This window comes from Sphingomonas sp. R1 (assembly GCF_025960285.1).
Classification (GTDB): domain Bacteria; phylum Pseudomonadota; class Alphaproteobacteria; order Sphingomonadales; family Sphingomonadaceae; genus Sphingomonas.
In genome coordinates this window covers 2,014,872-2,024,885 of the sequence record NZ_CP110111.1, presented here as the reverse complement: position 1 = coordinate 2,024,885, position 10,014 = coordinate 2,014,872, and the positions used below count along the sequence as shown (strand labels likewise).

At 67.8% G+C, this 10,014-nt stretch carries 13 protein-coding genes; 8 read left to right on the top strand and 5 right to left on the bottom strand.

The annotated features are described in order from the left end of the window. Positions 1-91: 91 nt before the first annotated feature. Positions 92-604 carry a DUF3237 domain-containing protein gene (locus OIM94_RS09885; RefSeq protein ID WP_264606568.1) on the top strand — a complete coding sequence of 171 codons (513 nt, stop codon included), beginning with the start codon at positions 92-94 and terminating at the stop codon, positions 602-604. A gap of 86 nt (positions 605-690) precedes the next feature. Further along, complete coding sequence (gene typA / locus OIM94_RS09880) at positions 691-2,532, top strand: translational GTPase TypA (RefSeq protein ID WP_264606567.1); 1,842 nt, start codon at positions 691-693, stop codon at positions 2,530-2,532. A 96-nt stretch (positions 2,533-2,628) separates the two neighbouring features. Here typA and OIM94_RS09875 read toward each other — a convergent pair whose 3' ends face one another. The 3 genes from OIM94_RS09875 to OIM94_RS09865 form a co-directional block, all read right to left on the bottom strand. After that, positions 2,629-3,126 carry a hypothetical protein gene (locus tag OIM94_RS09875; RefSeq protein WP_264606566.1) on the bottom strand — a complete coding sequence of 166 codons (498 nt, stop codon included), beginning with the start codon at positions 3,124-3,126 and terminating at the stop codon, positions 2,629-2,631. Between the two features lie 208 nt (positions 3,127-3,334). Continuing rightward, positions 3,335-3,859, bottom strand: coding sequence for a rhodanese-like domain-containing protein (locus tag OIM94_RS09870; RefSeq protein ID WP_264606565.1), 525 nt, complete (start codon positions 3,857-3,859; stop codon positions 3,335-3,337). Further along, on the bottom strand, positions 3,856-4,185 hold the full coding sequence (locus tag OIM94_RS09865) for an ArsR/SmtB family transcription factor (RefSeq protein WP_264606564.1): 330 nt from the start codon (positions 4,183-4,185) through the stop codon (positions 3,856-3,858). The genes OIM94_RS09870 and OIM94_RS09865 overlap by 4 nt, the downstream gene beginning before the upstream one ends. 49 nt (positions 4,186-4,234) lie before the next feature. Here OIM94_RS09865 and OIM94_RS09860 point away from each other — a divergent pair, with 49 nt between their 5' ends. Then, positions 4,235-4,585, top strand: coding sequence for a carboxymuconolactone decarboxylase family protein (locus tag OIM94_RS09860; RefSeq protein ID WP_264606563.1), 351 nt, complete (start codon positions 4,235-4,237; stop codon positions 4,583-4,585). 91 nt (positions 4,586-4,676) lie between these two features. Further along, the gene (locus OIM94_RS09855) at positions 4,677-5,297 is read left to right on the top strand and encodes a hypothetical protein (protein ID WP_413716397.1); all 621 of its coding nucleotides are present in this window, start codon (positions 4,677-4,679) and stop codon (positions 5,295-5,297) included. Here OIM94_RS09855 and OIM94_RS09850 read toward each other — a convergent pair. Further along, positions 5,191-5,604, bottom strand: coding sequence for an EVE domain-containing protein (locus tag OIM94_RS09850; protein ID WP_264606561.1), 414 nt, complete (start codon positions 5,602-5,604; stop codon positions 5,191-5,193). The two genes, OIM94_RS09855 and OIM94_RS09850, sit on opposite strands and share 107 nt — an antisense overlap. A gap of 124 nt (positions 5,605-5,728) precedes the next feature. Here OIM94_RS09850 and OIM94_RS09845 point away from each other — a divergent pair, with 124 nt between their 5' ends. From OIM94_RS09845 to OIM94_RS09830, 4 genes are all read left to right on the top strand, one after another. Next, complete coding sequence (locus OIM94_RS09845) at positions 5,729-6,088, top strand: sulfite exporter TauE/SafE family protein (protein ID WP_264606560.1); 360 nt, start codon at positions 5,729-5,731, stop codon at positions 6,086-6,088. A gap of 65 nt (positions 6,089-6,153) precedes the next feature. Then, the gene (locus tag OIM94_RS09840; RefSeq protein ID WP_264606559.1) at positions 6,154-7,794 is read left to right on the top strand and encodes an FAD-dependent oxidoreductase; all 1,641 of its coding nucleotides are present in this window, start codon (positions 6,154-6,156) and stop codon (positions 7,792-7,794) included. A gap of 15 nt (positions 7,795-7,809) precedes the next feature. Next, the gene (locus OIM94_RS09835; protein ID WP_264606558.1) at positions 7,810-8,103 is read left to right on the top strand and encodes a DUF3297 family protein; all 294 of its coding nucleotides are present in this window, start codon (positions 7,810-7,812) and stop codon (positions 8,101-8,103) included. Positions 8,104-8,291: 188 nt separating this feature from the next. After that, complete coding sequence (locus OIM94_RS09830) at positions 8,292-9,221, top strand: acyl-CoA thioester hydrolase/BAAT C-terminal domain-containing protein (RefSeq protein WP_264606557.1); 930 nt, start codon at positions 8,292-8,294, stop codon at positions 9,219-9,221. Here the strand turns inward: OIM94_RS09830 and OIM94_RS09825 are convergent. Continuing rightward, positions 9,218-9,898, bottom strand: coding sequence for a hypothetical protein (locus OIM94_RS09825; protein ID WP_264606556.1), 681 nt, complete (start codon positions 9,896-9,898; stop codon positions 9,218-9,220). The genes OIM94_RS09830 and OIM94_RS09825 overlap by 4 nt on opposite strands. Positions 9,899-10,014: the final 116 nt, after the last annotated feature.

The following is a 10,014-nucleotide window of genomic DNA, read 5'->3' as shown; positions in this document are numbered from 1 at the left end:
TGTGTCATATGGCTATGGCACCTGCGAATGCAACTTGACCGACGATCGCCGGTGGCATTTGTATTGCTGCATAACAATCGGAGAGGGTGCGATGCAGCGGCGCGCAATGCTGGGAGCGATGGGGGCGGCGGGACTCGCGGCAGGCGGCATGGCGCGACCTGCCGGCGCCGCGCCCGAGACGAGCCTGTCGCTGGAATTCGCCTATGAGGCGATCGTCACGCTCGGCGCGGGCACCCCGGTGGGCAAGACGCCGTACGGCACGCGCAACCGCATCCCGATCACCGGCGGCACGTTCGAGGGCCCGCGCATTCGCGGCGTCGTGCTTGCCGGCGGCATGGACTGGCAATTGGAGCGGCCCGACCGGATGCTCGACATCTACGCCGACTACATGATGCAGGCCGAGGACGGCACGCTGATCCATGTGATCAACAAGGGCCTGATCAGCCATGATCCCGCGCGCCGCTATGTGCGCACGGTGCCCTGGTTCGAGGTGCCGGAGGGGCCGCACGCCTGGCTCAACCAGTCGGTCTTCACCGGCACGATCGGCGCGCCGCCCGAGGGCAAGGGGCCTGCGGTGCGGATCACGGTCCATCGGATCCTGTAACGAGAAATACGGGGGCCTTCCCGCGACGCACCAATTCGGCTATGGGCCCGCCCGTACGCGCGCTTCCGCGCCAATCAGGAAATCGCATGAACCTCCGTAACGTGGCGATCATCGCACACGTCGACCATGGCAAGACCACCCTCGTCGACCAGCTCTTCCGCCAGTCCGGCACCTTCCGCGACAACCAGCGCGTCGAAGAGCGTGCGATGGACTCGAACGACCTCGAGAAGGAGCGCGGGATCACGATTCTCGCCAAGCCGACCTCGGTCGACTGGTCGCCGGACGGCAGCGAAGAGAACAGCATCCGCATCAACATCGTCGACACGCCCGGCCACGCCGATTTCGGCGGCGAGGTGGAGCGCATCCTGAGCATGGTCGACGGCGTGATCCTGCTGGTCGATTCGTCGGAAGGCGCGATGCCGCAGACCAAGTTCGTGACCGGCAAGGCGCTGAAGCTGGGCCTGCGTCCGATCGTGGTCGTCAACAAGATCGACCGTGCCGATTCGCGCGTGCAGGAAGTGCTCGACGAAGTGTTCGACCTGTTCGTGACGCTCGAAGCGACCGACGAGCAGCTCGACTTCCCGGTGCTCTACGCCTCGGGCCGCAACGGCTATGCCTCGACCGATCCGGATGCGCGCGAGGGCACGCTGACCCCGCTGTTCCAGAAGATCGTCGACCATGTGCCGCCGCCCCAGGTGGACCCGGACGCCGAGTTCAAGTTCCTGGTGACGCTGCTCGACCGCGACAACTTCCTCGGCCGCATCCTCACCGGCCGTGTCGAGAGCGGCACGGTGCGCATGAACCAGCCGATCCACGCGCTGGATAACGACGGCAACATCATCGAGACCGGTCGCGCCTCGAAGATCATGTCGTTCCGCGGCCTGGATCGCGTGCCGGTGGAAGAAGCCAAGGCAGGCGACATCATCAGCCTCGCCGGCCTCGCCGTCGCCACCGTGTCGAACACCATCGCCGACACGTCGGTCAGCGTGCCGCTCCAGGCGCAGCCGATCGATCCGCCGACGCTGTCGATGCGCTTCGCCGTCAACGACTCGCCGATGGCGGGCCGTGAGGGCAGCAAGGTGACCAGCCGCATGATCCGCGACCGCCTGTTCCGCGAAGCGGAATCGAACGTCGCGATCAAGATCACCGAGAGCGAGGACAAGGACAGCTTCGAAGTCGCCGGTCGCGGCGAGCTTCAGCTCGGCGTGCTGATCGAGACGATGCGCCGCGAGGGCTTCGAGCTCGGCATCAGCCGTCCGCGCGTGCTGTTCCAGGAAGGCCCCGAGGGCCGCGAAGAGCCGTACGAGACCGTCGTGATCGACGTGGACGAGGAATTCTCGGGCACGGTCGTCGACAAGATGAACCAGCGCAAGGCCGAGATGACCGACATGCGTCCGTCGGGTGGCGGCAAGACCCGCATCACCTTCTCGGCACCGTCGCGCGGCCTGATCGGCTATCACGGCGAGTTCCTGTCGGACACCCGCGGCACCGGCATCATGAACCGCCTGTTCGAGAAGTACGGGCCGTACAAGGGCAAGATCGAAGGCCGCAAGAACGGCGTGCTGATCTCCAACGGCGCCGGCGAAGCCCAGGGCTATGCGCTGGGTCCGCTCGAAGAGCGCGGCATCCTGTTCGTCGGCCACGGCGAAGCGCTGTATGAAGGCATGATCATCGGCGAGAACGCCAAGACGGAAGACCTCGAGGTCAACCCGATGAAGGCGAAGCAGCTGACCAACTTCCGCGCTTCGGGCGGCAAGGACGACGCGATCCGCCTGACCCCGCCGAAGAAGATGACGCTGGAGCAGGCCATCGCGTACATCGACGACGACGAGATGGTGGAGGTCACCCCGAAGAACATCCGTCTGCGCAAGCGCTACCTCGACCCGAACGAGCGCAAGCGCGCCAGCCGGGCGAAGTCGGCCGCGTAAGCGACGGCGTTTCGGTACAGAAAGGGCCCCTGCCGGCAACGGCGGGGGCTTTTTCGTTGCGACGCCCCACCCCAAGATGGGCGAGACGCCACACCCCTATTGGTCCATGCGCAGTGCAATGCGCCTGCGGATATCCTCGACGGTCATCGACGTGCGCATCTCGAACGAGGATCGGTCCGGTTCCTCGCCCCGCGCCCGGCAGCGCGCGCGATAGGCCTCCTCGACCGCCTCGAGCTGCGAGAGCAGTTTGACGCGCTCCGGGCTGGTCTCGCGCTGCTTTTCGGAGAAGATGCGATCGGACCAGTTTCGCTGTCGCCGTTCCTCGGGGGAGATTCCGCCTTCGGCGTCCAGCACCGGGGTCAGCACCGGCGTCCAGGCCGGGCGGGCGGCCCGATAGCGTCGGTACATCCGGAAAGCATAGGCCCCGGTCATCGCGGCCACGGCGATGCAGGTGTCGATGTACCAGGACGCATGGGCCTGTGGCGCGTTGCGGACCAGCACCACCATCGCGGCCCCCAGCGTGGTCATGAAGACAAAATAGCCGACGAACTCGACGGCCTCGCGCCAATACACCTTCGCGGTGGCGACACTCATATGCTCCCCCTCGCTTCCGCCCGCCCTCTGCTACCCCGGGCGGGACGGCCTTATCGTTATGATGTCGGTTAAACCGCGAAGATCCTTAAGAATTGGTGCAAAGGCGATCGTTCGCGGCCCCCACGCCACCATCGCCTTCGGCGGGCGCCCCGTGGCTCCGGCGGCCTTCTTCCGGACGGGAGCCGCTAGTGTCGGAGGCGGCCTGTGCTCAGGCCATGCGGTTCCACGGCATGCGCTGCAGCGCCAACCCGAGCCCGCACCAGCCGCTGGCCCCGGCAAATGCCAGCATGAACCCGAAGAACCCGGCCGCGTAGAAGCCCGGCGCGAACCCCATCAGCCCGGCGAGCGTGCCGGCGAATACCAGCACCCCGACGATCATCTGTACCTGGCGAAAAATCGACATGCGCGGCGCACCGAGGCCCACCAGGGGCAGCCCGGCAGCGCTCCACGCGTCGATTCCGCCATCCAGATTGCGGACCCGGTCGCCGACCAGGGCTTCGGCCAGCGCGCAGGCCCGGCCACCGCGGGCGCCCTTCTGGCACTGGAAGATGAGCAGCCGGTCGGCCGGCAGATCGGCATCGGCGAGGAGCGTCGGGAGCGCGCCCAGGGGCATCGAGGCGGCGTGAGGGATGTGGCTTGCCCGAAACTCGTCGGGTTCGCGCACGTCGATCAGCAAGGCCGCGCCGCTGGCGAGCAGCCGATGCGCCTCGGGCGCCGAAATGGTCACGGTCATGCGTCGTCCTTTCCGCAGAAATGCGCGTGGAGCACCGCCATCAGGTCGCGGGCGGCGGGGTGGGTGATCGAATAGAAGAGCGTGCGATGCGCGCGCCGCGCGGCCACGATGCCTTCGTCCTTCAGCTTGTTCAGGTGCTGCGACATCGAGGTCGGCGCGATGCCCGTCGCTGCGATCAGCGCGCCGACGCTCTGCTCGCCCTCGACCAGCGCACACAGGATCAGCAGCCGATTGGGATTGGCGAGGCCGGAGAGCAGCGCGGCGGCACCGGCGGCCTTCGGCGCCATTGCATCCATCAGGGGATTCACGAGGAGACTTGTGCTCATTCCATGGATATATCAATTCATATAAACACGAATCAATAGGGAGCTGCCCATGGCCAAGGATTATCGCGCGCTCACCCAGGACATTTCCGCCTATTCCGCCCAGCTGCGAAAGCTCGCGCCGGAGACGATGGCGGGCTTCCATGCCATGGCCAAGGCGGCCGGTGCCGAGGGCGTTCTCGACGCCAGGACGAAAGAGCTCATCGCGCTCGCGATCGGCGTGACCCAGCGCTGCGACGGTTGCATCGGCTTCCATGCCAAGGCGCTGGTCGGCATGGGCGCGAGCCGCGCGGAAGTCGCCGAGGTGATGGCGATGTGCGTGTACATGGGCGGCGGCCCCGCGCTGATGTACGCGGCCGACGCCCTGCGCGCCTATGACCAGTTTGCCGAAGCGGCAGCCTGAACGCCCTGCCCGCGCCGGGGGGGCCGCACAACGCACTTTCGCTTCCCGTGCGGCCATGATCTAAGGGCCCATCCTGTCAGGAGGGTGCGTGATGTTGCTGGCCGCGTTGCTGTTCGGAATGCCGCTCCAGGACCGGGCGGCCGCCGCTGCACCCACCAGCGCGACCGTCAACGCGCCCCAGCAGGCGGTGGACGGCACGCAGCGCTGGTCGGTGCTGGCCGATCCGTGCGCCTCGGCCCAGACCAATGGCGATCAGATCGTGGTGTGCGGCAAGGGCGAGCAGGCCCCGCGCCTGCCCTTGCCGGCGGAGCGCGGTCCGCCAGACCGGCCGATGCCGAGCAACCCGAACCTCAGCGGGATCGGCGCGCTGGAGGCGGTCCCCACGCCCTGCGCGGCGCGGGTCGGCGGCTGTCAGGTGGGCATCGACATTTTCGGCGGCGCTACCGCGCTGGTCCGCGGCGTCGGCAAGATCATCGATCCGAACAGCTGCTGTGAGGATCCGGGCGAATCACGCAATTTCATCAAGCTGGTGAGCGATGCCGGCAAGGGCGTCGGCCGGGCCTTCCGCAAGAAGCCCGACAAGTCCAACCGCGTGCCGATCGATCTCAACGATCCGGTGCCGTTTCGCTCATCTCCAGCAGCACGGCCCACTCCTCCGGGCGCACCGGCGTCACCGACAGACGCGACTGGCGCACCATCTCGAGGTCCTTGAGCCGCGGCTCGGCCTTGATCCCGGGCAGCGGCACCGGCTTGGAGAGCGGCCGCAGTGCCTTGACCTCCACGCTCGCCCATTTGCCGTCGTCGCCGTCCGGCTGCCAGGCGCGGGTGATTTCCATGATGCCCACTGCGGCCTTCTGGATATTGGAATGGTAGAAGATCGCCTGATCGCCCGGGACCATCGTCTTCAGGAAGTTGCGTGCGGTATAGTTGCGCACGCCGTTCCATTCGGTGCTGCCGTCGCGCACCAGGTCATCCCAGCCATAGACATCGGGTTCGGAGCGAAGGATCCAGTAGGCCATGCCGCCCGTTACCCAGCTAAACCGCGGCTGAACAGCCGGTTCCGCACCGATTAAGCCGCGATTCCCTAGAGGGAGGCATCGGCGCCGCGCGACTCGCGGGCGCCCGGAGGTGAGGAGAAGATCGATGAACCATCTGGCCAAGAAGCTGGTGCTGGGCATCGCCACGGGTGCGAGCCTGCTCGCCGCCGTCGCGCCCGCCCAGGCGCAGGACTGGCGCTGGCGCCGCCATTATCGCGATCGCGGCGACGCCGCCGGTGTCGCCCTGGTCGCGGGCATTGCGGGCCTGGCGATCGGCGCCGCGATCTCGAACGACCGGCGCTACGACTATGACCGGCGCTTCTATCGCGAGCGCGGCTATTATCCGACCGACGGCTATTGGTACCGCGACAATTATCCGCGCTATCGCTATTACGAAACCTGCGACGTCCGGCGGGTATGGGATCCCTATCTCGAGCGCCCGGTGCTGATCCGCTACTGCAATTGAACCGATGCGCGCGACCATCTCTAGAGATGGCTCGCGCGCCGCGGCGAGACGGCTAGGATGGGGCCATGGCAGCCCCCGACTCGTTCGATCCGGCCGATCCCTATGTGCGATCCGCCCAGACCTTTCCGGTCCTGACGCCCGAAATGGCGGGGCGGGTCGCCGCCTTCGGTACGGAAGAAGCGCCGGCGGAAGGCACGATGCTGTTTCGCCGCGGCGACCGCAGCGTCGACTTCTTCCTCTGCCTGGCCGGTGGGATCGAGATCCTCGACACCGATTCGGAAGGCCATGCGCACCTGGTCCATGCCCATGGACCCGGCCAGTTCACCGGCGAGCTGGACCTGTTCAACGATCGCAAGGTGCTGGTCAGCGGGCGGGTCACGGCGGATACCCGCGTGGTGCGCATCGACCGCGCCGCCTTCCGCCGGATGATGGCGGCCGAGCCCGATATCGGCGAGATCGTGATGCGCGCCTTCATCCTGCGACGCGTCGGCATGCTCCGCCACAGCGATGCCGGCGTGGCGCTGGCCGGCCCGGGGCACGGCGCCGACATGGGCCGGATCGAGACCTTTCTCACCCGTAATGCCTTCCCGCACCGGCGCATCGACACCGATCAGGATCCCGATGCCGCGGGCTTCCTCGAATGCCTCGCACTGACCCAGGCGGATCTGCCGGTGGTGGTGCTGGAAGGGCGGGTGCTGCGCAATCCCAGCAACGCCGCGCTCGCCGATGCGCTGGGGCTCGCCACCGCGCTCGATCCGGACCATGTCCATGATCTTGCCGTGGTCGGGGCGGGACCGGCCGGCCTCGCGGCGGCGGTCTATGCCGCGTCCGAGGGGCTGGACACGATCGTGATCGAGGCGGTGGCGCCGGGCGGACAGGCGGGCACCAGCTCCAAGATCGAGAATTATCTGGGCTTCCCGACCGGCATCTCGGGGCAGGCGCTGGCGGGCCGCGCGCAGGTGCAGGCGCAGAAGTTCGGCGCCCGGCTGCTCGTCTCGCGCTCGGTCGTGCGGATCGAGTGCGAGGAGCGGCCGCTGCGCCTCCACCTCGACGACGGCGCTAGCCTGCAGGCGCGTGCGGTGGTGGTCGCCACCGGCGCGCGCTATCGCAAGCTCGACCTGCCGCGCTATGCCGAGCTCGAGGGCAACGGCATCTACTATGCCGCGACCGCGATGGAGGCCGGGCTCTGCGCCGGCGCCGAGGTGGTGGTGGTCGGCGGCGGCAATTCGGCGGGGCAGGCCGCGGTATTCCTCGCCCGACATGCCGCCCATGTCCATGTGCTGGTCCGCGGGCCGGGCCTGGCGGCCACCATGTCGCGCTACCTGATCGAGCGGATCGAGGCATCCGAGCGGATCACGCTCCATCCCTTCACCGAGGTGACCGCGCTGGAGGGCGAGCGCGCGCTGACCGGCCTTGTCTGGACCGATCGCAATAGCGGCGCGACGGAACATCGCGCGGTGGGCGCGCTGTTCGTGATGATCGGCGCCGAACCCAATACCGGCTGGCTCAAGGGGTGTGTGGATCTCGATTCCGGCGGCTTCGTGCGGACCGGCAGCGGCGAGACCTTCTTCTGCTCCTCGGCGCCCGGCGTGTTCGCGGTGGGCGATGTGCGATCCGGATCGGTGAAGCGCGTGGCGTCGGGCGTGGGCGAGGGATCGGTGGTGGTCTCCGCGATCCACCGCTATCTTGAACCCGCGGGCGAATGACGGCATGAGCCGGACATGAGTGATACGCCTCCCGATCGTCTGTCGGTCAATCCGAGCAGCCCCTATTTCACCCGCGAACTGCTGGAGCGCGGCGTCGGCATCAAGTTCAAGGGCGTCGAGCGCCGCGACGTCGAGGAATATTGCATTTCCGAAGGCTGGGTGCGCGTCGCGCTCGGCAAGAAGACCGATCGCAAGGGCAACCCGCTGACGATCAAGCTGGTCGGCCCGGTCGAGGCCTGGTTCCAGAGCGGCGGCGACACCGCCGCCGCATCCGACGAGACCAAGGCAGAGGACGGCGCGGAGGGCTGATCCGCACGAGGGGCGGGCCCCGGGCGCAGGACCCGAGACCGCCCCTGCCCCGGCGCCGGGCACCGATGGTGCGGACGGCATGACATCTGTCACTGGCGAGCCCCGGTCCATCGTGGTGAAGGGCCGCTCGCCTGCAGCGGCAGGCGTTCGCCGGGGGCTTTCATCGCATGATTTTTCGTCGCGTTTTCTTGGCTGCGGCTGCGCTGTGTGCGCTTGTCGCGCTTCCCGTTGCCGCGCAGGTGCCGCCTCCTCCGCCGCTGCCGGCGGTGGACGTCCGGGAGGACGGCATCGTGGGACGATTCCACGCCGTGCCCGGCACGCATGCCGCCACCGCGGTGCTGTTGCTGGGGGGCTCCGAAGGCGGCCTGCCCCCCGCCAGGGATGCGGACGATCTCGCCCGCAATGGCCATCCCGTCCTCGCATTGGCCTATTTCAAGAACTGGCAGGGACAGCCTGCAGGACTTCCTGCCAGCCTGACCGAGATCCCGCTCGAATATTTCTTCCGCGCGATCGACTGGCTGAAGCGCCAGCCGCAGGTCGATCCCCGCCGCGTCGTGATCATCGGCCAGTCGCGCGGGGCAGAACTCGCGCTCCTGCTTGCATCGTTGCGGCCCGACCTCGCAGGCGTCGTCGCCTTTTCCCCCAGCGACCGGGTGTGGAGCGGGCTGTCGATCTTCGGACCGCGCGCCGCCGGGCAGCGGCCGGCCTGGACGCGGAACGGGGTGCCCGTGCCGTACCAGCAGGTTGCCGAGACGCAGGGCGCGCCGATGCGGGCGGGCTTCGAGCAGGCGATTCCCGACCCCGCCGCGCATATCCAGGTCGAGCGGATCACCGGGCCGGTGCTGCTGGTCTCCAGCAAGGCCGACGCCATCTGGCCCTCGACCGTCTATGCCGATGCAGCCGCAGCAATCCTCGCCAGGCGCCGGGGCAAGGTCCGCGTGGAAAACCTGCAATTCCCCGACGCCTCGCACCTCCTCATGGGCACCGGGCCCGGCATGACCACGCTGCAAATCCCGGGTACCAGCTTCCGGATCGCGTTTGGCGGCACGCCGGAGGGGACTGCCCGTGCGCGCGCCGCCGCCTGGGACGCGACGAAGCGCTTCCTCGATCGCCTCTAGCGTGCGGTGGTCGCCGCGTGCGCCAGCTTGAACATCGCCTCGCCCAGCGTCGCGCGGATCGCGGTGCGGGTCAGGCTGATCGTCTGGCCCTGCTTGATGCAGGCGGTGAAGGCGGGCTTCAGCCGGTCGATCGCGGCATTTTCCTCCGCGCTGGCCGGCTGGGCGAGCAGCAGCGCATGGGCATCGGCGCTGTCCTCCCGCGCGACGCAATCGCCGAACAGACGACCGGCGACAAAGCTGGCGGACAATTCGGCGGCATCACCATCGAACTCGCCGGACAGGCGCAGCGGCGGAAGCGCCTTGAAATCGGCGACCGGACCTGCCTTGCCGAATTCGCGGCGATAGAGCGACGGGAACAGCGCGTCGCGGAAACTGTCCGGCTGCAGCCGCATCTCGAACGTGGCGTGCATCCGCGTCGCGGCGCGGTTGAGGCAGGTTAGATCCGCCGCCTTCAACCCGGCCTCGCCGAAACCGGGCCGATCGGGCAGCGTGCGCAGAAAGGTCCGGATGGCGGGCTGCCGCGACTTCTGTGCCGTCACGCAATCGGTGAACTCCGCCAGCAGTCGCAGCTTCTCGGTTGCGCCGGGATCTTCGGATGCGGGGCGCGCCAATGCCGTGGTGGCGGGCAGCAACCCGAAGATGAGTGCGAGATGCATAAGTGCCGTACGTGCCTGCATGATCCCCTCCATCACAATTTGATTATGGCGATAGTATCGCATGCATGCGGCGCAAGTCCCAGCGGATTCTTTTGTGCTGCAATCGTTGCTCCGATCGGCGGCGGGCTGGTATTCGG

Excerpts from the sequence above, each read along its gene's own strand:
- OIM94_RS09885 (WP_264606568.1), top strand. The coding sequence starts at position 92 with ATGCAGCGGCGCGCAATGCTGGGAGCGATGGGGGCGGCGGGACTCGCG.
- typA (WP_264606567.1), top strand. The coding sequence starts at position 691 with ATGAACCTCCGTAACGTGGCGATCATCGCACACGTCGACCATGGCAAG.
- OIM94_RS09875 (WP_264606566.1), bottom strand. The coding sequence starts at position 3,126 with ATGAGTGTCGCCACCGCGAAGGTGTATTGGCGCGAGGCCGTCGAGTTC.
- OIM94_RS09870 (WP_264606565.1), bottom strand. The coding sequence starts at position 3,859 with ATGACCGTGACCATTTCGGCGCCCGAGGCGCATCGGCTGCTCGCCAGC.
- OIM94_RS09865 (WP_264606564.1), bottom strand. The coding sequence starts at position 4,185 with ATGAGCACAAGTCTCCTCGTGAATCCCCTGATGGATGCAATGGCGCCG.
- OIM94_RS09860 (WP_264606563.1), top strand. The coding sequence starts at position 4,235 with ATGGCCAAGGATTATCGCGCGCTCACCCAGGACATTTCCGCCTATTCC.
- OIM94_RS09855 (WP_413716397.1), top strand. The coding sequence starts at position 4,677 with ATGTTGCTGGCCGCGTTGCTGTTCGGAATGCCGCTCCAGGACCGGGCG.
- OIM94_RS09850 (WP_264606561.1), bottom strand. The coding sequence starts at position 5,604 with ATGGCCTACTGGATCCTTCGCTCCGAACCCGATGTCTATGGCTGGGAT.
- OIM94_RS09845 (WP_264606560.1), top strand. The coding sequence starts at position 5,729 with ATGAACCATCTGGCCAAGAAGCTGGTGCTGGGCATCGCCACGGGTGCG.
- OIM94_RS09840 (WP_264606559.1), top strand. The coding sequence starts at position 6,154 with ATGGCAGCCCCCGACTCGTTCGATCCGGCCGATCCCTATGTGCGATCC.
- OIM94_RS09835 (WP_264606558.1), top strand. The coding sequence starts at position 7,810 with ATGAGTGATACGCCTCCCGATCGTCTGTCGGTCAATCCGAGCAGCCCC.
- OIM94_RS09825 (WP_264606556.1), bottom strand. The coding sequence starts at position 9,898 with ATGCAGGCACGTACGGCACTTATGCATCTCGCACTCATCTTCGGGTTG.